The organism is Parapedobacter defluvii (assembly GCF_014642075.1).
Lineage (GTDB): Bacteria > Bacteroidota > Bacteroidia > Sphingobacteriales > Sphingobacteriaceae > Parapedobacter > Parapedobacter defluvii.
Genome location: NZ_BMIK01000005.1, coordinates 202,424 through 224,690 on the forward strand (window position 1 = coordinate 202,424; position 22,267 = coordinate 224,690).

Annotated in this window: 18 protein-coding genes; 12 read left to right on the forward strand and 6 right to left on the reverse strand. The window is 43.7% G+C overall.

The annotated features are described in order from the left end of the window. Positions 1-2 precede the first annotated feature (2 nt). The 5 genes from IEX60_RS10220 to IEX60_RS10240 all read right to left on the reverse strand — a co-directional run bounded on the left by IEX60_RS10220 (position 3) and on the right by IEX60_RS10240 (position 8,646). The gene (locus IEX60_RS10220; protein WP_188750180.1) at positions 3-3,179 is read right to left on the reverse strand and encodes a SusC/RagA family TonB-linked outer membrane protein; all 3,177 of its coding nucleotides are present in this window, start codon (positions 3,177-3,179) and stop codon (positions 3-5) included. A 134-nt stretch (positions 3,180-3,313) separates the two neighbouring features. Next, positions 3,314-4,522 carry an AGE family epimerase/isomerase gene (locus IEX60_RS10225; protein WP_188750181.1) on the reverse strand — a complete coding sequence of 403 codons (1,209 nt, stop codon included), beginning with the start codon at positions 4,520-4,522 and terminating at the stop codon, positions 3,314-3,316. Beyond that, positions 4,476-5,684 carry a glycoside hydrolase family 130 protein gene (locus IEX60_RS10230; protein ID WP_373285039.1) on the reverse strand — a complete coding sequence of 403 codons (1,209 nt, stop codon included), beginning with the start codon at positions 5,682-5,684 and terminating at the stop codon, positions 4,476-4,478. Before IEX60_RS10230 ends, IEX60_RS10225 begins: the two co-directional genes overlap by 47 nt. 25 nt (positions 5,685-5,709) lie before the next feature. Continuing rightward, a complete protein-coding gene (locus IEX60_RS10235; protein ID WP_188750184.1) occupies positions 5,710-7,536 on the reverse strand; it encodes a sodium:solute symporter family protein in 1,827 nt (608 codons plus the stop codon). Between the two features lie 6 nt (positions 7,537-7,542). Beyond that, complete coding sequence (locus IEX60_RS10240) at positions 7,543-8,646, reverse strand: glycoside hydrolase family 26 protein (protein ID WP_188750186.1); 1,104 nt, start codon at positions 8,644-8,646, stop codon at positions 7,543-7,545. Positions 8,647-8,858: 212 nt separating this feature from the next. On the opposite strand from IEX60_RS10240, the gene IEX60_RS10245 reads away from it, so the two are divergent. The 6 genes from IEX60_RS10245 to IEX60_RS10270 all read left to right on the forward strand — a co-directional run bounded on the left by IEX60_RS10245 (position 8,859) and on the right by IEX60_RS10270 (position 13,720). Beyond that, positions 8,859-9,734 carry an AraC family transcriptional regulator gene (locus IEX60_RS10245; RefSeq protein WP_188750188.1) on the forward strand — a complete coding sequence of 292 codons (876 nt, stop codon included), beginning with the start codon at positions 8,859-8,861 and terminating at the stop codon, positions 9,732-9,734. 231 nt (positions 9,735-9,965) lie between these two features. Further along, positions 9,966-10,847 (forward strand): sensor histidine kinase, encoded by an 882-nt coding sequence (locus IEX60_RS10250; RefSeq protein ID WP_188750190.1) that lies wholly within the window; start codon positions 9,966-9,968, stop codon positions 10,845-10,847. Continuing rightward, positions 10,834-11,547 carry a response regulator transcription factor gene (locus tag IEX60_RS10255; protein WP_188750192.1) on the forward strand — a complete coding sequence of 238 codons (714 nt, stop codon included), beginning with the start codon at positions 10,834-10,836 and terminating at the stop codon, positions 11,545-11,547. Before IEX60_RS10250 ends, IEX60_RS10255 begins: the two co-directional genes overlap by 14 nt. Beyond that, positions 11,547-12,068 (forward strand): hypothetical protein, encoded by a 522-nt coding sequence (locus IEX60_RS10260; RefSeq protein WP_229717508.1) that lies wholly within the window; start codon positions 11,547-11,549, stop codon positions 12,066-12,068. Before IEX60_RS10255 ends, IEX60_RS10260 begins: the two co-directional genes overlap by 1 nt. Positions 12,069-12,076: 8 nt before the next feature. Next, positions 12,077-13,102 (forward strand): uroporphyrinogen decarboxylase, encoded by a 1,026-nt coding sequence (gene hemE, locus IEX60_RS10265; RefSeq protein ID WP_188750194.1) that lies wholly within the window; start codon positions 12,077-12,079, stop codon positions 13,100-13,102. An 84-nt stretch (positions 13,103-13,186) separates the two neighbouring features. Next, positions 13,187-13,720, forward strand: a complete 534-nt coding sequence (locus IEX60_RS10270; protein ID WP_188750328.1) for a CopD family protein — start codon at positions 13,187-13,189, stop codon at positions 13,718-13,720. Here IEX60_RS10270 and IEX60_RS10275 read toward each other — a convergent pair. Then, a complete protein-coding gene (locus IEX60_RS10275) occupies positions 13,717-15,147 on the reverse strand; it encodes an NAD-dependent succinate-semialdehyde dehydrogenase (protein WP_188750196.1) in 1,431 nt (476 codons plus the stop codon). The two genes, IEX60_RS10270 and IEX60_RS10275, sit on opposite strands and share 4 nt — an antisense overlap. A gap of 181 nt (positions 15,148-15,328) precedes the next feature. Between IEX60_RS10275 and IEX60_RS10280 the strand changes: the two genes are divergently transcribed. Genes IEX60_RS10280 through IEX60_RS10305 form a run of 6 tightly spaced genes read left to right on the forward strand, consistent with a single transcriptional unit; the run spans position 15,329 to position 22,105 of the window. Beyond that, positions 15,329-16,771 carry a flippase gene (locus tag IEX60_RS10280; RefSeq protein WP_188750198.1) on the forward strand — a complete coding sequence of 481 codons (1,443 nt, stop codon included), beginning with the start codon at positions 15,329-15,331 and terminating at the stop codon, positions 16,769-16,771. 10 nt (positions 16,772-16,781) lie between these two features. Further along, entirely contained in the window at positions 16,782-17,732 is a 951-nt protein-coding gene (locus IEX60_RS10285) for a glycosyltransferase family 2 protein (RefSeq protein WP_188750200.1), read from the forward strand. Between the two features lie 31 nt (positions 17,733-17,763). Beyond that, entirely contained in the window at positions 17,764-18,879 is a 1,116-nt protein-coding gene (locus IEX60_RS25135; protein ID WP_188750202.1) for an EpsG family protein, read from the forward strand. A 30-nt stretch (positions 18,880-18,909) separates the two neighbouring features. Next, complete coding sequence (locus tag IEX60_RS10295; RefSeq protein ID WP_188750204.1) at positions 18,910-20,067, forward strand: hypothetical protein; 1,158 nt, start codon at positions 18,910-18,912, stop codon at positions 20,065-20,067. Further along, entirely contained in the window at positions 20,064-20,939 is an 876-nt protein-coding gene (locus IEX60_RS10300) for a glycosyltransferase family 2 protein (protein ID WP_188750206.1), read from the forward strand. The genes IEX60_RS10295 and IEX60_RS10300 overlap by 4 nt, the downstream gene beginning before the upstream one ends. Continuing rightward, positions 20,936-22,105, forward strand: coding sequence for a glycosyltransferase family 4 protein (locus tag IEX60_RS10305; RefSeq protein ID WP_188750208.1), 1,170 nt, complete (start codon positions 20,936-20,938; stop codon positions 22,103-22,105). Before IEX60_RS10300 ends, IEX60_RS10305 begins: the two co-directional genes overlap by 4 nt. Positions 22,106-22,267 lie beyond the last annotated feature (162 nt).

Here is a 22,267-nt window from a genome sequence, read left to right on the forward strand (position 1 = left end):
GATTAAAAACTCATACCCAAACTGAATGTATAAATTGGAGTCAACGGATAACGACCGAAGTCGAGGCCGATGGCTTGGTTTTGATTGCTGGCATCACGACCGATATAAGCCCCTACTTCGGGATCAAATCCGGTATATTTCGTGAATGTTGCCACATTTTGTGCACTGAAGGCCACCCGCGCGCTTTGCAAGACTTTCAGTCGCGCAAGCAGGGAAGAAGGAAGATTATACCCCAGCGCAATGTTTTTGATGCGCAGGTAGGAACCATCTTCTACCCACTTGTTGGTGTGGCGGTCGTAGTTTCCATTGGGACCATGCGAGATGCGCGCAACATCGGTACCTGGGTTTTCCAGTCGTACCTCGCCGTTCTCGCCTACGATCGGACGTGCATAATCCATGGCACGGATCATCAGGTTGCGGCTCAGGTTGATGTTGTTGGGATTGGAATTAACCTTTGCCATGTAATTGTACACATCGTTGCCGTAAGCTCCCGTTAGCAAGATGCTGAGATCAAACCCCTTATATGAAAAAGAATTTGTGAAACCGAGGAAGAACTTCGGATAGGGATTTCCGATGAAGGTAAGGTCATTGACGTCGATGATGCCATCAGGTGAACCGTTAGGGCCACTGATGTCTTTATATTTTACGTCGCCCACCCATATGTTGCTTTCGTTGGTAGGCATACGGTCTCCGTTATTGTCAACTGGTACGGGACTGTTGTTGATTTCTTCAATCGATTGGAACAATCCCTCTTCGATATAACCCACGAACTGCCAGGGGGCCATGCCTACCACAGACTGCTGTGTCCAGTCCTGAAGCCACCAGGATGTCCGGTTGATCTGTGCCGCATCGGAGTAGAACTTCTTGATGGTTGTTTTAAATCCGGAAATGTTGAAGTTTGTCTGCCAGGTGAACTGTTCGTTCCGGATGTTGACCGTGTTTAGTGTGATTCCCCATCCCTTGTTTTCCAAAGCGCCGATGTTGACCTGAGGTGCAGCCACGGCTCCCACGCCGTTGGTACCCATGTACCACGGTAAGGGATTTTCCATCAACAGGTTGTCTGTCTGTTTGATGTAATAGTCGGCCTCCAATTCGATGCGGTTTTTGAGCAGGCCGAAATTTATACCGAAGTTGTAGGTGAGTGTCTCTTCCCATTGCAGGCCAGGATTGTTATAGCGGCTGGGTAAGAATCCCGTTCCAGAAGGTGTTGCTCCGGGTCTCATGGGCGAATAGATGTATCCGCTGCCTCCCTGATTTCCAGTGGTACCTGTTTCGAATCTCAACTTCAGTTCGCTGATGGCGGGAACATTAAAAAAATCTTCCTGTGTGACCCGCCATGCGGCGGATATTGATGGGAATATCCCCCATTTGTTCTCTTCGCCGAAGTTCACCGATCCGTCGGTACGGATGGTTCCTGATACGATGTAACGGTCGTCGTAATTGTAGTTGATCCGGCCGAGATAAGACTCCATGGCCCAGTCGCCAGAGCCACCTGTCGCCGATGCAGTGAGCGGGTCGCCCGCCTCTAAGTCTAGAATGTCATTTGTAAGAAATCCGGTCCGGCGACCGCCCAGGTTCTTCCAGTTGGAAGCTTGGGCCTCGTGTGTGGCCATCAGGTTAATGTGGTGCTTGCCAAGCTGTTTGTTGTACTCCAATAATTGATTCCAATTCCAATAGGTGTTTAGGTTTCCCCGGCTCTGGAGCGATGCCGTGGCATTTTCAGCCCATCCAATTTTGTATACGGGGATGTAGTAATCCGAATTGGCAAAGCCGAAGTTGGTATTGAACGAAGAACGGAATTCGAGGCCTTCAATGATTTTGATGCCCACATTGATGCCGCCGAGAAACTGCCTGCGGGTAAGATCGTTGGTGGTCAGGCTGGCAATAGCCAATGGGTTTACGGGCGCAAATTGGTTCGCTCCGTTGTTGTCATCGCCACCTCCCCATGATCCGTCTTGGTTTTTGACGGGAATCTGCGGCGTAAGCTGAAGGCCGTTTGAGATGATATTCTCCTGGCTGGTGGTGAGGCTCTCGTCGGTTTGGCTGAAACTTAGGTTGGCCCCCAAAGACAACCACTTTCTGGGCTTGGCGTCGATATTCAATCGGCTGCCATATCGTTCGAAACCTGAGCCAGGCGCTATACCTTCCTGATCCATATACTCGCCAGACAGGTAATAAGTGATCCGGTCGTTCCCCCCGCCCAGGCTCAGCTGATGCTTATGCATGGGGGCACTGCGGAAGAGCTCTTTCTGCCAATCGGTACCTTTTCCTAACAACGAAGGATCCAGGAATTGCTGGGGAGTTTCACCACCTGCAATCTCGTGGTATTCGTTGACCATTTGAGCATATTGTCTGAGGTCCATGACCTCCATCCGTTTTGGACCGGTCTGAATGGTGTATTGGCCACTATAGTCGATTTTAGTCTGTCCGGCCTGGCCCCGCTTGGTGGTGATGAGCAGGACTCCATTCGTGGCCCGGGATCCGTAAATCGCTGTAGCGGAAGGCCCTTGGAGAACTTGGATGTCTTCGATATCGGCTGGATTGAGTCCGGCTAAGGGGTTGGATGAGCTCTGTTCGCCGAAGGATACCGCTTGACCGGCCATCTGCACGCCGTCAATTACGTAGAGGGGTTCATTCGTACCATTGATTGAATTGATACCTCGGATATTTACCGATATTCCACCACCCGGTTGACCTGAATTTTGTGTGATATACACGCCGGCGGACCTACCTTGGATCGCTTGCTCAATCGTTGTGTTGACTGTCTTGCCGATGTCTTCTGCAGAAATCGTCGTTTGCGCACTGGTTAGGTTACCTCGTTTGCTGGTACCATATCCGATGATCACGACCTCGTCTAATGCAGAGGTGGCGGTTTGCAGGTAAACATCGACGACACTCCGGTTACCCACGGTTGTCTCCAACGTTTGCATGCCCAGATAAGAAAAGACGAGGACAGCATCGTCTGCGGATACCGATATCCGGTAACTTCCATCGTTTGCCGTTGAGGTAGACTGGGGGAGGCCCTTCACGGTGACCGAGACACCCGAAAGCACCGCTCCCGATTCATCCATTACCCTTCCGCTTACCTGCCGTTGGGTGTTGGCTTGCCCAACTGCCAACTGAATAATGGCCAACGCCAAAAAAAGTAGTTCCGCTTTTTTTAATAAATGTGGAATCATAAGGTTAAAAATTGGTTGTTAAACAGTCTCAAATGTAACTTAATTTCTATTGAAGTATTAATACTATTTTTGCATATTATTATAAAAAAGACACCTGATAGCTTTATCCTGTGACCATTAAGATATGTATTGTATCATTGGCCGAGTAGGTGGATCATCTGCAAACAGCACCGACTGTTATGATAGGGGCATTTCCAAAACCCAGCTTTGTCTTCCCGATCCATGATGCGTCCGTTTTCATCTCTGCCCCAATACCATTCACCTCTTTGCTGGTCAATGAGGTACCCCTTGATGTACTGCCAAGCCTGTGAAGCGGTTGTCAGGTATCGGCGGTTGCCAGACAGGATGCCGATACGGTAGAAGCCTACTACCGCTTCGGCCTGTACCCACCAATGCTTCTCGGCAACGAGCTTGTTTGTAGCTGGGTTAAATTCATAGTGCAATGCTCCTGATGTGTCTACCCACTTCGAGCTGGCCGCAGCTAGCCGCAACGACAGAGTACGAATCGTGTCGGCTATCCGTGTGCCGTTAATCGCGTGGGATGCTTCGCACAGCAGCCATGATGTTTCAATCTCATGTCCAAAAGACCGGAGGGGGGAGGATTTCGCTTGCCAATGCTCATTAAAAAACAGGATCAGGTGACCTTGCTGATTGACGAAATGTTTTTCGAAAAGTTCGAGTAGCGTCTCGATTCGTTGTTTTAACGTGTTGTCTGGCCATATAGTGTATAGGTTCGTATAAGCTTCCAATAGATGGAGATGTGTGTTAAGTGTTTTCTTTTCATTGTCGTCTTTCTCACTCAATTTTAATTGTGTGGTTGGAGTCCAGTCTCTACTGAATGCTTCGATATATCCTTCCTGATCGGTATCCCAACTATGCTGTTCGATAACATCATAAAGCTTTTTGGCAATTTCCAATATGCCATCATCGTCCTGTATTTTATAATATTCAGCCAAACCGTAAATGGTAAATGCGAGAGCGTAGATTTGTTTGCGATTGTCAGCCGCACCTCCATCCGGATATACCGACCAATATACACCACCATATTCCGGGTCGATAAAATGCTGCCGGATATATTGATAAGCGATGTTTGCCATCTCAAGGTACCGATGGGTGCGGGTGTGATGGTATCCTGCCGAAAAGGCCCATAAAATGCGTGCATACATGACGGAGCCAGCCGTGCTGTTGGGATGTGGTTTATCGGTATGATCAACCTTCGGATAAAAGCGGAGGCTGGTATCGTCAAAGACTACATCGCTCCAATAGTCCAATATGCGTTTGAGCTCCGATTCAAATTCAATACTTTTTAAATTGTGCAGCGTTGCGTTGCTCAATACGTTCATTTTTCTGGGTAAGTTTTTGAATATTTTCTACCGATAGTGCGGAAAAAAACCGATCTTCAGGTGTGTTTTTCGCATAGTCAATCAACTGTTCTATTGAACTTGTTGCCACGTGCAGGCGTGTATCTGATGACGCGTAATATATAAAAACTTTGCCATCGTCATCTGCGACCCAACCGTTGCAGAAAACAACATTGGAAACATCGCCAATGCGCTCATCGCCCTCCGGTGCCAGGAAATATCCTGCGGGCTTATGGATGATTTTGGAGACGTCGTCGAGGGCAGTCATAAATAGATAGAGTACATACCGTAGTCCGGCAGCCGTATGGCGTACACCGTGCGCCAAATGTAGCCAGCCTTCCGGGGTTTTCAACGGGGAAGGCCCCTGACCGTTCTTGGCTTCGTATACGGTATGGTATTTCTTCGCATCTATGATATGTTCATGACACACGACCGCATTTTTCATGCTCCCGGTCAGTGCGAACGCAATCCCGCCTCCTTTGCCAGCTTCGATGAAGCCGTCCTGCGGTCGGGTGTACAGTGCATATTTTCCATCGACAAATTCGGGATGCAGCACTACATTACGTTGTTGCGGCGAGTTCGTTTTTAGATCGGGGAGACGTTCCCAATGTTCCATATCGCGGGTGCGGATGATTCCGCATTGCGCAATGGCAGCAGATTGGTCAGATTCAGGTGCACTGGTATCGCGGCGTTCGGTACAGAAAAGGCCGTAAACCCATCCATCCTCATGTTGAGTAAGTCGGATATCATACACATTGGTATCCGGGTCTTCGAGTTGAGGGATACTTACCGGATACTTGCGGAACCGGAAATGATCAATACCATCGGGACTTTCTGCAATGCCAAAGAAGGATTTCCGGTCGGTTGCTTCTACGCGGACCATCAGCAGGTATTTATCCTGCCATTTGATGGCTCCAGCATTGAATGTGGCATTGATGCCAATGCGTTGCATCAGGAAAGGATTGGCAAACCGATCAAAATCATACTGCCATTCCAACGGTGCATGCGCAGCGGTAAGGACCGGATAACGAAACCGCGTAAATACACCATTGTCTGGCCATATAGCCTCGTTTTTCCTATTAATCAGTTCCCCATGCATCTTGATGAGGGCTGCCTTTTTTGCTTCGAAATCAGTTACAGACAAAGACACAATTGTTATTTTGAACTAGTTAATTTTCCAGTTTATTCCACCATGTTTTCTTTAGGGTTATGGCCACCGTAGCTAACAGAACGATGGTGACTAGGAGCTCTGCTTTCATCATCAGTACCAAATACATCGGCAAAATGGTGAGGCACAATTGCCCGATGATTCCGAGCACGACGTTAAACATGTCCCTGCCAAAATTTTGGTTGGGAATGAAGGTTGGGTCATCGGCAGCAACCATAAGCCGGATGGGCTTCCAAACCCCCCAGGGTTTTACCGTACGGTAAAATTCCTTAAGCACTTCGGTGTCGGTAGGTTTGGTGCATAGCGACCCTACGATGGACCCAGCCAGCGACAATACAAAAAGTAAGGGGAAATAATATAGATCCAAGAAATCAAATAACAAGGGAAACACCAATGCCGGCACGATGCCCGCTAGCATTCCCCAAAAGAAGCCCGATGCATTGAACCGCCACCAATACCATTTCAGCATATTAGCTGCGATGTATCCGCCATACAATGCGGATACAATCCATTGCAGTATGCTGTTTACGTCTTCCGCAAAAAAGCCGAGGGAAATGCCGATAACAGCGATGGCAATGCCAGCGATGTAATTGGTATTACGGATGGCCGTGTTTGATGCGTTGGGCTTTATGTATTTCAGATAGATATCGTTCGTGAAATAGGCTTGTGCAGCATTCAATGTGCCTGCAAAAGTTCCCATGAAAGCCGCCATCAGGCCGGCAAGTAACAGTCCCATTAATCCTACGGGTACAAACTGGAGGATAGCCGAAGGTAAAATCCGTTCGAAATCGACGCCGTTGGCCGATTGCAAATTGAGCTGATCGTAATACAAAAGACCCAGCACCGCGAAACCGATGACCATGGCGTAACGGATGGGCAGTAATACCACCGAGACTAAACCGCTCATCTTTGCGGCGTCTTTTGGAGATTTCGTAGACAGGATTTTTTGCATGTCATAATTAGGTGCCGGACCGGCAAGGCTTGCAAAAACCCCTTTGAAGAGCATCATCATGAAAAAGATGGTAAACAGATCGAATCCATCGCTTCGGATTTTGCTGTTCACTTCATCAATAATGCCTGCCCAATTTAAGTCGTCCAGCGTCCATCCAAAAAATGGCGAAAGCCATCCTTCGGGGACAAGCAGCGGTTTGAGGGCCAAGTGATGCGCGGCAATCACAGCGATGACAATAGCAGCGGCAGACATGATTGTGTATTTGACAGCATCTCCAATCACGATACTGGTCATACCACCGAGAATGGAATAAAACATTGTGAACAGGCAGAAAACCACGCCATAAAAATGCGGAACATACGCCGGCCCGATGGTGAAAGGGAGGTACGGTCTGATGCTACTCCACGGAATGAAGATTTCAACAAACTTACCTAATCCAATGAAACCGTAGGCGAGGAAACCGAAGCAACTGATCAGTGCGAATATGACCACGATCGTATGTGATGCCAGCATGCCCTGCCCTTTGGTTCCAAAGCGTGTCCCCAACCATTCAGCACCCGTCGTAACGTTGCTGCGGCGTAACCATACCGATAAGTACATCATCAGGAAAATCTGGTTGAATACCGGCCACAGCCACGGTATCCAAATACTTTTCAGGCCATATACAAATGCCAGTGTGACCATCCACATCGTTCCGGATATATCAAACATATCCGACGCATTGGACATGCCTAACATGTACCACGGTAGTTTTTTACCGCCTAATAAATAGGATTCTTTATCACGCTGTGCACGCTTTTTTAGCACGACGCCCAGTATAATCATGGCAGCCAAATAGAGCAGGATGATGATAATATCGATGGGTTGGAGCAGCATATGCGATCAGTGGGTGGATGGTTGATAAATATGAAGGGAGCCGAGTCCGTCTTCAAACCGTACCTTGGGCATCCGGTAGAATTTCCGGAAATCGGCGGCGGCGGGATGTGATGGGTAAGGCACATAGTAATGATTGGGCCGATTGATGGCATTGCGCCACAATAGTACCCATGCAATAGGGTAGTCCTTAATAGTGGGGTAAAGTACCTGCGTAAACCAGTTCGGATTGGGAATCTGTTCGTATCCGGTTTCGGTAATGGCGGGAACTTTATCCAGCTCTTTGGCAACCTTCGTGAGGATACCTAAACTCGTTGACATCCGCTCAATATATGCTGCTTCGTCACCCATGCAATAATCGTCAAATCCAACAATGTCTACATAGTTGTTGCCGGGATAACGCGCTAGGTAATCTGCTTCGGACGTTATTGTGCTGCTGGAATAGGCGATAAGTAGATTCGCTAATCCATTTTTGTTTCGGAGATAGTCTATGGTGTATTGCCATAATGCCACATATTCTTCCGGTGTGCAGAATGCTTCGCCCCACCAAAACCAGCTTCCCGTATGTTCGTGGAACGGACGGAAAATAACGGGTACTTCAATCCCTTCTTCCGTTTTCAGGCTTTTGAAAAAAGCAACCAACTGGTTGAGGTACTCATTATAGGTATTATGGTGTATTCCATCTGGCAGGATTTCTTTCACACTGTGGCGGGTGGTATCCCATGCACTTTGTCCGTTTACCGGATTGGTGGTATGCCAACTGATGGTATTGATGCCACCACGTTTGTAGGCTTCTATAATACGGGTACGCATCAGGTCGAACGATACATTGTCTAAATTGGCCGGCTTGCCGATTTCCAGGTGTCCCACGTCCCAGCCGTACACGGCCGGATATGCACCGGTTGTGCTTCTTACATCGGATTTACCCGGTTCGGCTGACCAGTTAACGCCGTAAGCTACAGCGTCTTGATGCCCCAATAGCAAGTATCTGCCACTTATTGACTTCAGGGTGCCCAATAAAGCCGCTGTTTCGGGTGATAAATGTGCGATGGCGGAACCCATTGCGAGGTAAAAGGTGACAAGTGAAAAACCAGCTTGTTTAATTATGTGCATAGCAGGTCAATAATTGGTTATTACAAAAGCAAACATACGGGATGTATGGAGCTCGAAAATAATACTTTTTTAGCGTTTTATAATAAAGTTCTTGCAATCGGTTAGTGTGGTATAGCAAAGGGCTAAGATCTGATAGTTTTGTGCCAGCGGATGGCATTTTTACATAACACCTTTTTATTTATTTTTGTGACACCAATTATATGCAGAATATCATGGCCCAAAAAATCACCAGGGAAGTAACGCCGCTTACGGAAAGTGACTGTTTTACACTGTTTTGGCGGGTGAAGGAACATTTTGATTTTCCATTACATTTTCACGACGAATATGAGCTCAACCTCATCCTCAATGCAAAGGGTGCACGACGTATCGTGGGCGACCATGTATCCCCTATCGACGACGTGGAACTGGTATTGGTTGGGTCAAATCTCTATCACGGCTGGTTTGATGATGCTTGCGAAAGCCGGGAAATAACGGAGGTGACCATCCAATTCCATCGTAATCTGTTCAGTGAGGACTTTCTTCACAAAAATCAGTTGAACTTTATCCGCAAGATGTTTGATAAATCGCAACAGGGTATTCTGTTTAGCCGTGAAACCACTCTTTCGCTTAGGGATCGGTTGATTGGGCTTAAAGCCAAGACCGGCTTCGATTCGGTGTTGGAATTGATGGCGATTCTCCACCGGCTCTCGCAGTCCGAAGGTATTCGGATACTGAGCAGTGCGGGGTTTGATGGCGACCATGCACGATCGAACAGCCGGCGTATCGTAAAGGTTTTTGAATACTTGAATGAACATTACAGCGAGCCGGTAACGCTGGCGGATATGGCTGCTTCTGTCAATATGCACGAAGCTTCATTCAGCAGGTTTGTCAAAAAAAGTACAGGAAAAACGTTTATCGATAGCCTGAATGAAATCCGGCTTGGCCATGCTACGCGATTATTGATTGATACGAACCAAACGATTGCGGAAATCGCATATGGCTGTGGATTTAACAATATTTCAAATTTCAACAGAATATTCAAGCAGAAGAAAAATTGTACCCCACGGGAATTCCGTGGAAACTTTTCGGGTGCGAGGATCTATATCTGAGTGCGAAGTTGTAGGTACAAATTACGAAGTTGGGATACGAAGTTCGGAATGCAGACGATATTGATATGTGGATGGTTGCTGATGCTTATTGTCGCTGATCCGTGTAAATCCGCTGAATCCGATTACCTGTGTTTATATAAGAGTTTCGTATTATTGTCATAATGTAGACCGCAGTTTGTAACTAACCGATGTAAATCGATACTTTTGTGGTTGCTTTTCAGGAGTTTTGGTATGCGAAAGCCGTTGGTGCTATTTTATTTCTTGGTATTTTATGCTACTGCGCAATTGGCGTGGTGGGGGGTGTTACTTATTGAAAACCAGCCCGACCGGAAAATTATGATTATCGGGGAGGGGATTTTTTTCATGCTCATATTCGTGGTGGGCGCGTTGAAATTGAAAAAAGCGTTTGTGCGTGAGCATAAAATACAGCAACAGCAACAAAATTTTCTGTTGGCGGTTACCCATGAACTGAAATCTCCACTTGCATCCATCAAGTTAGCCATTCAAACCATTCTAAAACGGGACCTCAGTAAGGAGCAGCGTGATCAATTTTTGTCTAACTCGCTGAAGGATATTGAGCGTTTAGATGACTTGGTTGGTAATGTGCTGATTGCTACTAAGCTGGAGAATCTGCGTTATAATTTCCCCAAAGAACAAATCGACCTGACGGAACTTGTGAAGAGCGTGGCAGGTAGATTGCAAATCCACTCCTGTACATCACAGGTGATCAAAACTGAATTGCAACCCAATATCCAAATCGAAGGCGATCGGTTCGCTATTACCAATGTGGTGAATAATTTGATTGAAAATGCGGTCAAGTATTCCCCACCTTGTGCGCATGTAGTGGTTAAGCTTGCAGCCCAGGACGATAATGTATTGTTCAGTGTGGCCGACCATGGTATCGGTATTGCGGACAATGAAAAGAAACTTATCTTTAACAAGTTTTATCGGGTAGGAAATGAAGATACCCGTAAAACCAAAGGTACCGGATTGGGGTTATACATTGTGAAAACAGTCTTGGAAAGACACCGCGCACAGATAAGTGTGAAGGATAATACGCCCTCCGGAAGCATTTTTGAAGTCATATTTAATAACCATTATGCAACAAACTAAACAGCGCATTTTGCTGGTAGAAGATGAGGAACATTTGCTGGATGCCATTAAACTTAACCTAGAGTTGGAGGGATACCGGGTGTCCACAGCCACCGATGGAAAAAAGGCATTGAAAATATTTAAAGAAGAACGGTTTAACCTGGTTATTCTGGACGTAATGATTCCCGAGATCGATGGATTTCAGGTAGCCGAGACCATACGTTTGCAAAACACGGAAGTACCCATTATGTTCCTGACGGCTAAAAACAGCAGCGAAGACCGTATTACGGGACTGAAGAAAGGGGCAGATGACTATCTGGTAAAGCCTTTTAATCTGGAGGAGTTGATTCTCCGTGTGGGAATTCTTGTGCGCCGGGGCATGAAAGGGGATGAATTAAAAGAATTGAATTCATACACCATCGGTGATAAAACCATTTACTTCAACTCGTTTGAGCTGCATCACGCTGATGGAACAGTGACATCACTCACCAAAAAGGAGACTATGTTGCTTAAGTTATTGATTGAACGACGCAATGAGGCGGTCTCGCGCGAACAGATATTGGAAACGGTTTGGAATTACGATGTGTATCCGTCCACCCGTACCATCGATAATTTTATTCTTACATTCAGGAAATATTTTGAGCCGGATCAGAAACACCCGGTATATTTCCATTCTATCCGCGGCGTAGGCTATAAATTTACCGACAATCCGCAGAGCTAATGATGACCTCAAGGGTGCGTGCATTGGTGTTGGTGATATCCTTTCTTTTTTTGGCTTGGACGGTATACGCCCGTGCCTACCAATTATCGGGGATGATCATCGGGTTTATGGCGTACCTTACATGGAGCCATTACCGTGAGGGAACCGTGTTTATTGCTACGCAGGCTTTTCAGAAGCAGGATTTTGAACGAGCAAGATACCTGCTTGCAGATATCAAGAAACCTGAATCGCTTCGTAAAGGAAGGCGTAATTATTACGAATTTATGATGGGAAACCTTGCGCTCAAAGCGGAGGATTATGACGAGGCGGAACGACATTTTCAGTTAGCTTCTCGTTTGCCATTTCGGCGGCCCAATGATAAGGCCATTATTTTGGTAAATCTTGCCAACATTAACCTTCGGCGAAAAAATTACGAGCGTGTGAAAGCCTACGTCGAAGTGGCTCGTAAATTGGAGGTGACCTCGCGGGTAGCACACATTATTAATAAAATCGAAAACGAGATACCTAAAGATCAATCGTGACTAATAATTTGAAGAACAACTTACTGATTCGTGCGGCTTTTTCGCAGCCAACCGAACGACCTCCCGTTTGGATGATGCGCCAAGCGGGTCGCTTTATGAAAGAATACTGGGATATAAAAAACAGATATTCGTTTCTGGAAATGTGTAAGACCCCTGAGATAGCAGCCGACGTAACGATGCTGCCCGTTGATTTATTGGGGGTAGATGCAGCTATCTTATTTTCGGATATCCTGGTAACCGGGGAGGCTATGGGTGGGCAGCTTAGTTTTGAACAGGGGGTGGGACCTCGGTTTGCCAATCCCGTTCGCAGTTATGCCGATGCCGAAGCATTACAAACCAATGTTTTGGATAAATTGCAATATGTTGCAGATGCGATCAAGGTCATTCAACAACGTTTACAGGGCTCAATTCCCCTGATCGGCTTTGCCGGTGCACCTTTTACGGTGCTCAGTTACCTTGTCGAGGGGGGCTCATCCAGGGATTTTAAACGTACCAAACTGTTGCTGCACAATGAACCGGAACTTGCTCATATCATTTTGCAGAAAATTGCAGATGTGACCGTTGACTATTTGAATATGCAGCTAGCGGCGGGGGTGAATGCTTTGCAGTTGTTCGACAGTTGGGCATTGGCATTGGCTTGGGATGACTACCAGGTCTTTTCACATCGTTATAATGCCTACATTTTTTCGAAATTGCAACGCAACGGTGTGCCGGTGATTTCTTTTTGCAAGGGAAGCTCGGTGTTTGCGCCGCTTATGGCGGCCGCTGGACCCGACGTAGTTTCAGTCGATTGGAATGCGGATCTACGACAGGTAAAAGATAATTTGCCGAGCGGTGTGGCCGTGCAGGGTAACCTGGATCCGTTCGTGTTGTATGCCGACAAAAAAGTGATCAAAGAGAAAATTCTGCATTTATTCGAACGGATGCGCGGACAGGACGGTTTTATCTTTAACCTTGGACATGGAATTATGCCTGATATTCCGTTTGATAACGTGAAATATGCAATCGAAGTAGTAAGGGAGTTTAGTTATTAGATTTGCGTATAGTGTACTGCGTAAGGAGATACTCACCAATCACAATACGCAATACTCGATATGCTATACTCAGTATTCAATCCGATGTTGTACCTCTACATCAAGGCTGTTCATATTATTTTCGTCATCACCTGGATGGCGGGCTTATTTTACATGGTGAGGTTATTCATTTATCATACTGAAGCCAAGCAAAAGCCTGAAGATGAATATGCTGTTTTGCATCGACAATTTGTGATAATGGAAAACAAATTGTGGTGGATTATCACAACGCCTTCCATGTACTTGGCCGTGTTGGCTGGCCTGAGCCTGCTTTACATCGTACCGGGTCTATTGGAAACAGGATGGATGCATGTGAAACTCGTTTTTGTCCTTGGATTGGTTACCTATCACTTTGTCTGCCAACGGATCATGCTTAGGCTTCGGGACGAAACGAGCCGTTGGACTTCCATTCGGCTTAGGTTGTGGAATGAATTGGCTACGGTCCTACTTTTTGCAATTGTTTTCGCGGTAGTGCTTAAGAGTGCAATCAATTGGATATATGGCGTACTGGGGTTGTTGCTGCTATCCGTTATGTTGATGCTTGCGGTTAGGTGGTACAAGAAAATCAGAGAGCGTTAATCACCAAAACAAAGGTATTTTAATTCCATATACTCATCAAGACCATGTTTGGAACCTTCCCGCCCGATTCCGGATTGTTTAATACCTCCGAACGGTGCTACCGCATTGGATAGCAAACCCGTATTGATACCGACCATCCCTGCTTCCAATTGTTCAGAAACCCGCCAACATCGATGGATATCGGTGCTGTAAAAATAGGCAGCCAAACCAAATTCGGTATCGTTTGCCATTGCAATGCCTTCGTCTTCGGTTTTGAACCGAAACAACGCGCAGACAGGACCGAACGTCTCTTCCTGGGCGATCAACGCCGAAGGAGAGACGTCTGTTAGAACCGTTGGCTGATAGAAGCGGTCTTTTTTGATTTTACCCCCGGTAAGTAGAGTTGCTCCTTTATTAGTCGCATCTTTTACATGGGCCATTACCTTTTCCAATCCCTCGTTGTTAATGATCGGACCTACCTCCACTCCTTCATCAAGGCCATTTCCTACCTTGAGTTTCTTTACGGCTGCGGTCAGTTTCTCAGCAAAGCTATCAAATACGGCATCCTGCACATAAAATCGGTTAATGGATACGCATGTTTGTCCGGAGTTGCGAAATTTACCTGCGATGGCTCCTTTTACGGCTGCATCCAAATCAGCATCATCGAATACAAGAAATGGAGCGTTCCCACCCAGCTCGAGTGACACTTTTTTGATGGTGCCTGCCGCATGGGCCATAAGTGATCGGCCTACTTCCGTGGAACCGGTAAACGATATCTTACGTATCAACTCATTCGTGGCAAATTCCTTACCCATGCCTTTACTGTCCTTTCCCGTGATCACGTTAAAGACACCGGCGGGAAATCCGGCTTCATGGGCCAGTTTTGCGACAGCAAGCGCTGTAAGGGGAGTCTGTGAGGCCGGCCTTAAGATCACCGTGCAGCCGCTGGCTAACGCGGGTGCTACTTTACGGGTAATCATGGCAAGGGGGAAATTCCAGGGAGTAATGGCGGCAACCACACCGATGGGTTGCCGGATGGTGACGAGCCGTTGCCCTTTTTTTGGGGCCGGGATCGTTTCACCATATGCCCGTTTAGCTTCCTCCGCAAACCATTCAACAAAAGAGGCACCATAATCCACTTCGGTGAGACTTTCTGCCAAAGGTTTTCCACTCTCCTGGGTCATGATGTGGGCGAGTTCTTGCTTATTTTCGATGATGAGATTATACCACTTCCGGACGATACCACTCCGCGTTGTGACATTGGTATCTCGCCAGCTTAACCATGCAATATGTGCATCATCAATTGCTTTTTTGCAAACTTTTAAATCCAAATCAGGAATAGAAGTAATTAATTCCCCTGTAGCGGGATTAGTGACTTCAAAACTGTTTCTTGCTTTAACGAATTTTCCATTGACATATGCTTGGTTGGTAATTAGTTTTGTGTCCATTTTAATAGATTTTTTATTTATACTAAACGCTTGGCGATACCAAGAGTTTTACGATAATTATGAACATTCTCGCTAATTTAACTACGTTTGTTTTCTTTCTTGTACTTTTGTCCCATCAGACGGTAGTACGTGGCGGAAGAAACCAACGGATTAAGCAACACTCCCATTTCTAAGGACCGGCGTGAGCAATATAAAGAAAAACGCGGCATATAACATTGTTTTATCTGCTACCCAGGTTTTATTTCCCGTTTTAGTGTTTCCTTATGTTTCCAGGGTATTGGGACCTAAGGGAATGGGAAGTATCGGGTTTGTAGAGAATTTTACTCATTATTTCATAGTGTTGGCTGCATTGGGAATACCAGTTTATGGGGTACAAGAAATCGCAAAGCATAAACAGGATGACATGGCCCGGTCCGCTGTTTTCAGCGAAATAATTATTATACATTCCATCACCACACTTATCTTATCCATCGTTTTTGTGTTTTTGTTTATGACTGTTGGTCAACTATATGAATACCGACCGTTATTCATAATCAGTGTGGGAATTATGTACGTACAAGTGTTTACAATGGAATGGTTGTTCCAAGGTATGGAACAATTTAAGTTGATCACCGTCCGGGGGATATTAACAAAAGTAGTTGCGATTTTTTTCATCTATATTTTTGTCAAAAATGAGCAGGATACAATCGCTTACTATGCGATTATATTTCTCACTGCATTGATCAGCATGTTATTTAATATGTATTACGCTTGGGGCATAGTGAAATTAAAAGTTGTTAATCTTAATCTTTTTCGCCATTTAAAACCTATGCTCTACATTCTTTCATTTAGTTTGGTGATTCAGGTCTATACGGTATTAGACACGACTATTCTGGGTTTCCTGAAAGATGATGTCGAGGTAGGGTATTATACTACTTCGACAAAAGTATCTCGTGTGCTTATTACAGTTTTAACTGCAGTGACTATGGTCATGATTCCACCTATAGCCAAAAATTTTCATGAAAAACGATTGGAGCGAAATAAACAGCTTCTTACCGAATCATTTTCTTACGTGTCTTTGCTCAGTATCCCACTGGTTGTGGGCTTAATGCTGTATGCTGAAGAAATTGTCCGCTTGTTTGCTGGTGATGAATTTTTACCGGCGACCCATTCCTTACAGATTATAGCGCCTACTATCATAATTATTGGATATAGCAATATATTTGGAATGCAGATATTAAATCCATCGAATAACGAACGGCTTTTTTTTAGGGCGGCGTGTGTTGGTATGATAGCCAGTTTGACGGTCAATTTCATCTTTATCCCACAGTTCGGATATATTGGTGCTTCCATTGCCGCATTCGTTGCCGAATTGGTTGTATTAGTTTTTTTAATTAGGTTTTCGTTACGGATTATCGATTTTAATCCTGATTGGAGGCTTCCGTTTAAGGCGCTCTTGTCGTCGTTGATATTTATACCTGTTTATTACTTTGTAGGTAGTTTTGAGTTAAATACGATTGTTACATTATCATTTGGTGTATTGTTGTCAACCTTGCTGTACTTTTCCGTGCAGTATTGGGGATGGAGAAATATCCTTGTAACCAAAGGATTAAATGTGATTTTTCGTTTTATACGTCGGAATTAGACTGAAGTTTATGAAAAATAAATTGGCTATCGTGCTTCCAGCTTATAAACCTGAATTTTTGAAGGAAACGTTACAAAGTATAGCTGACCAAAATGATCAGCACTTTACCCTGTATATTGGGGATGACGATAGCCCGTTTGACCTCAAAAGTATTGTCGATGAATTTGTGGATTCCATAGATTTGGTATATCATCGATTTGAACATAACTTGGGGAGTCGAGACTTGGTGAGTCATTGGAATCGGTGTGTGGAATTATCTGAAGGAGAGGAGTGGATTTGGTTATTTGCTGATGATGATTTGATGGAAAGTGGTTGTGTCAAAGCATTTTACCGATGTGTTAATGAAAGCCTTGAGTATGATGTTCTGCATTTTGATACATTAATCATTGACCAGACAGGCAGATTACTGAAGACACCTAAATGTTTTCCTGAAAAACTAGCAGTGCGCGATTTTTTCTTTAAAAGAATTAACTATCAAATAAGTAGTTTCGCAGTGGAATATATCATCAGAAGGTCTACTTATGAACAAATGGGTGGATTTATTAATTTTGATTTGGCATGGTGTGCTGACGATGCAAGCTGGATGAGCTTTGGTTATTTAAAATCCATTAAAACCATTCCGGGCGTAAAAGTCCGATGGCGGAAAAGCGGATTAAATATCACAACATTGAATAGCGATAGGTTCACACTACATCGAAAAGTACGTGCTCAAACTATATATGTCAATTGGGTCGCTGATTTTTTCAAGAAAAAGAGGATAATCGATATTACCACTGCATATCAAAAAGCCCGTTGGATACTGGATTTACCTTTTCATTCGGAGGTGCTTGAATTAAAAGAAAAAGGGGAAGTCGCCAGGGAGGTATTACACGCTATGGAGGTAAAACCTTCGCTTGTTAGAATTTGGTTATATTTAGGGTATTGTGAAATAAAATGTTGGGTTAAGAGTTGGTTGAAATGACAGAATAGCTGGTATTTATAAGGTAAATAGTGTGATTATTTATATTGTTGTTTTTATACTGCTTTCCCTACTTACCATATTGGATTTGGTAAAGGTAGATCTTTTATACAAAAAAATACTCTTTGCTACAGTACTTATATTGCTCATCGTAATAAGCGGAGTTCGATGGGATACGGGACCCGATTGGGACTCTTACCATAATTTCTATGACGATATTGAACATTTCGTTCATAGTTCTACACTTAATTTCTTTGAACCGGGATTCACTTATCTTAATTTGTTTTCAACGCGATTAGGACTGAATTATACTTCGTTTTTGTTTTTCGTAGCCGTTATAACAATTGGACTTAAAGGGTTAGTTTTCAGTAGAAACCATTCTGTTTTATTTGTCTTGTTGTTTTTGTATTACTGTTATTACTTGGCGGATATTTTCTCCGTTCGACAATTCACAGCGGTGTCTATTTGTTTATTTGGATTGAAATACATCGAGTATCGAAGATTCCTGCCTTTTTTGTGCTGCATATTGTTGGCGGCCTCTATTCATATATCTGCTGTTTTTTTTCTATTAGCTTATTGGTTCTATCGATTCAAATTGACTAATGCAGCGTTATATACGTTGCTGATCGTTGGGTTTACGGTCGGGTTAATTGGTGTGTCGGGGTGGGCTATCAAATTAGTGGTAAATATAATCGGTGTTGATGCGGCGACGGCTGAGAAATTACTACTGTATGGAGATGAAGGATTGGAGACAAGCCATACTAACCCATACTTATCCTATACATTAGGAGTGCTCAAACGAACTTTCATATTGCCGTTGCTAATATATGGGCAATGCTATATCTCCACGGATATTTTGCCTAGATACCTAGGTTATTTAAATCTGCTTGTTTTTGGCAATATGATTTATTTTATTTTTATCCTGAGTGTACCCGTCATTACAAGACTTGCATTACCATTTCTATACATGGAAATTTTTTTATTGAGTTATTTATTGATATCGCTTAATGACTTTAAGCTCAAGATATTTTTTTTTATTTTAGTATTGATTTTTGGAGCATTTAGACTATATTTATTTATGTATCCTTACTGGGACCTTTATGTCCCATTTCAGACAATTTTTAATAAATTTTATGATCTTAGGCGTTAATTTGCGTTAGTTATGGTATATTTCTGTGAAATGAATAAGACCCATAATGAGCACGCCTTCATTAACGGTAAATTGCTCCAATTAGTTATAAACTCCTTCCAAAAACACGCCATTCACTGCCATATGTCAACTTCTCATTGGGGGGAATTATCAGATAACATCAATAACGATTCGAAGGTCGACTTTTCGGCGATTACTGTTCTGGAACCAAAAGCAAAGCGGAAAATCAGATGGGTTATAAAAATAGTTGTTGAATGCTTTAATGTTATTCGTGTGATAAGGAGAGCCTTCAAAAATGGAGTTTCCCTTGTTTTTTTCTCATCCATGTCACCTTTTGCAAATTATTTTACTCACTTGTGGGTGAGACTTCCCAGATATAGGCATATCAAAATTATCATTACGCTTCATGGAGAGTTACAATTACTAAGGTCTAAAAATGTTAAGCAGGTAGATAGAATTTACGCAATATGTGTTCGTAAAGCGCTTCAGGCGAAATTTCCGAATCGAAAATTTTTGGTTCTCAATGAACTAATTAAAGGAAAACTGATAGAAGACAAATTGATTGATCCTTCATCAATACTCGAAATACCCCATCCTTACGACGACAAATATAAACATGCGGTGTTTAATAAGCACCAAGTTCAAGAAATGGCCTTTGGTCATATTGGGACAGCTAAGCTGGCGAAAAACTCACATCTTTTTTTCGATTTGGCTAAGCAAAATGCGGAAAGTGTAACGTCAGGAAAGGCAATTTTTTTGATTAGCGGTCAGGTATTCCCCGATATTAGCCCTTTTCATAATGGGTTTGTTGAATATATATCTTCATTAACTCTTATTGATGCCAAAAAATATATGGAACAATGTTTGAGAATGCGCTATGCTGTTTTTTTGTATTTAGATGACCAATATGAGATGGTTAGTAGCGGAGCCATGATGGATGCGATAGCCTTTGGTATCCCTTTGATAAGTATAAAGAATGCATATTCAGAATATCTTTTCGGTTTATGCAACACAACCCCTGGCATTCTCTGTGAAAGTTACGATGATATGGCAAATCATGTACAGCGACTGATCTTAAATGGGGACGCTCATTATGCTCAGTATCTTTTCGGTATCCAAGAATTGCAAGCGTATTTTTCTTTTGAGCGGATTCAAGATATGTTTGATAGCCAGATGATTAGATCGTGAGAACTCCATTGGTAACGATAGCAATCCCCTTTTTCAATAATGAAACTACATTGCTTGATGCAGTAAAGTCGGTTTTTGTCCAGACTTTTGCTGATTGGGAGCTTATTTTGGTGAATGATGGTTCTACTGATCGGTCTTTGGAACTTGTCAAAGAATTAAAGGATACTAGAATACGAATCATAGACGACGGATATAACCGAGGTCTAATATATCGTTTAAATCAGGTAAGTGCGTTGGCGAAGGGTAAGTTCATTGCACGGATGGACGCTGATGATTTAATGCTGCCAAACCGGATCGCTAAGCAGGTAGATTTTTTGTTAAAAAATCCAGAGATAGACTTGGTGGATACAGGTGCATATACAATTAATGAGTGCGGCCGGCCTGTAGGAAAGCGTGGGATAGAGGTTATCGATACGCATGAAAAGAAGGTTCTTAAACATGCCTTACTTCTTCATGCTTCTGTTTTAGGAAAAAGAGAATGGTTTGTTAAAAACCCCTATGACCCTGAATATGTAAGGGCTGAAGATTACGAATTGTGGTGTAGAACATATAGACATTCGAATTTTGGAAGAGTTCGTGAACACCTGTACATCGTAAGAGAAGGAAAAATCAATGTAACAAATTACGCGGCAAGTATGAAAACCCTGAGAAAGGTATTTGCAGTTTATGGGAAAGGCGTGTTAAGTAATGTTTCGTTATATTGGCAACAGAATAAAACTCATTTGAAGACAGGGGTGTATTACTTGATGGCATTGATTGGTCGACAAGACGTATTGACTGCTATGCGGAATATACCCTTAACCGCGAAAGAAAAGAATGATTTGGAAAAAGAAATCAGAAAAATTCAATTATTTGATATTTTTAGCGATTGAATACAGAAATACAGTTGATAGTAAGAAAAAAAATTGCTTTTATCGCAAACACAGCGTGGAGCATGTATAATTTCAGAAAGGGCTTGTTAAAGACGTTGATAGCGAAGAAAATTGATGTTTATGTACTAGCTCCCTACGACAACTACGTGGCGAACCTTGAATCGTTAGGTGTCAAATTCGTGCCAATAACAAAACTTGCAGCTCGGGGGTTCAATCCATTTGGCGACTGTCGTTTACTTTTGGAATTCAAAAAAGCGTTGAAAAGCCTTCGTCCCGATTTGGTATTTACATACACCATCAAACCTAATATTTATGGTGTTGTCGCATCAAAATTAGTAAGTATTCCCGTTGTCGCTGTGATTACCGGATTGGGTTACGGAATATCTAAAGGAGGATTATTGACACGTATTGTTAAATTGTTATATAGCTTTTCGCTAAAAAATGCAGAAAAAGTTTGGTTTCTCAACACTGATGATCTGCACTATTTTAAACAAAATCAGATTTTAGATGAAGGCAAGATGCAGCTTATACCGGGGGAGGGGGTGGACACCATGTATTTCCGGCGTACAATCCCCTTCCCGGATGACAGGCCGCCGAAGTTTTTATATGCTGGGAGGTTATTATATGACAAAGGAGTGGAAGATTTTGTCAAAGCGATAGCCTTATTAAAGGAAAAAGGCCTAAATGTGACAGGCGCGCTATTAGGCTTCACGGATACTGCTAATCCAACTGCGATAACCCGGAAAACTGTTCATGAATGGGAAGCGGAGGGAATCATCGAATATTGGGGGAATACGGATGATGTGCGTCCCTTTCTGGAAAAAGTGAATTGTTTAGTATTTCCTTCTTATTATAGTGAGGGTATACCAAGATGCTTACTAGAGGCGGGCAGTATGGAAGTGCCATCCATTACAACGGATAACGTGGGATGCAGAGAGGTTGTTAGTGACGGGCAAACCGGTTATCTTGTTGCCCCGAGAGACATCGATTCCCTGGCGCATAAATTGGAGGATTTTGTTAAGCTTTCAAATGACGAAAAAAGAAATATGGGAAAACGGGCAAGGACAAGGGTAGAAGCGTTGTTTTCGGAGAGACAAGTGTTAGAAATGTATTACCGACAAATCGCCGCGTTTCCTCATCTAAAAGAAATAGAATGTTCAGTGTAGTTTTATTAAAAGGGATTTTCTATGTTCAATAGTTTATCTTTACCAAACATCGTTACAAATAATTCATATGGTTGTTAATCGTAATATGTTCCGAGTGGTTGTGTCCACAATCTTCTTGATGACGGGAGGGTATGCTGCGTCGGGACAGAACCTCCCCGTAGG

Bases quoted from the DNA above. Each gene is read 5' to 3' on its own strand.
- IEX60_RS10275 (WP_188750196.1), bottom strand. From the start codon at position 15,147: ATGGACACAAAACTAATTACCAACCAAGCATATGTCAATGGAAAATTC.
- IEX60_RS10255 (WP_188750192.1), top strand. From the start codon at position 10,834: ATGCAACAAACTAAACAGCGCATTTTGCTGGTAGAAGATGAGGAACAT.
- IEX60_RS10240 (WP_188750186.1), bottom strand. From the start codon at position 8,646: ATGCACATAATTAAACAAGCTGGTTTTTCACTTGTCACCTTTTACCTC.
- IEX60_RS10260 (WP_229717508.1), top strand. From the start codon at position 11,547: ATGATGACCTCAAGGGTGCGTGCATTGGTGTTGGTGATATCCTTTCTT.
- IEX60_RS10285 (WP_188750200.1), top strand. From the start codon at position 16,782: ATGAAAAATAAATTGGCTATCGTGCTTCCAGCTTATAAACCTGAATTT.
- IEX60_RS10235 (WP_188750184.1), bottom strand. From the start codon at position 7,536: ATGCTGCTCCAACCCATCGATATTATCATCATCCTGCTCTATTTGGCT.
- IEX60_RS10295 (WP_188750204.1), top strand. From the start codon at position 18,910: ATGAATAAGACCCATAATGAGCACGCCTTCATTAACGGTAAATTGCTC.
- IEX60_RS10225 (WP_188750181.1), bottom strand. From the start codon at position 4,522: ATGAACGTATTGAGCAACGCAACGCTGCACAATTTAAAAAGTATTGAA.
- IEX60_RS10270 (WP_188750328.1), top strand. From the start codon at position 13,187: ATGTTGTACCTCTACATCAAGGCTGTTCATATTATTTTCGTCATCACC.
- IEX60_RS10220 (WP_188750180.1), bottom strand. From the start codon at position 3,179: ATGATTCCACATTTATTAAAAAAAGCGGAACTACTTTTTTTGGCGTTG.
- IEX60_RS10245 (WP_188750188.1), top strand. From the start codon at position 8,859: ATGGCCCAAAAAATCACCAGGGAAGTAACGCCGCTTACGGAAAGTGAC.
- IEX60_RS10250 (WP_188750190.1), top strand. From the start codon at position 9,966: ATGCGAAAGCCGTTGGTGCTATTTTATTTCTTGGTATTTTATGCTACT.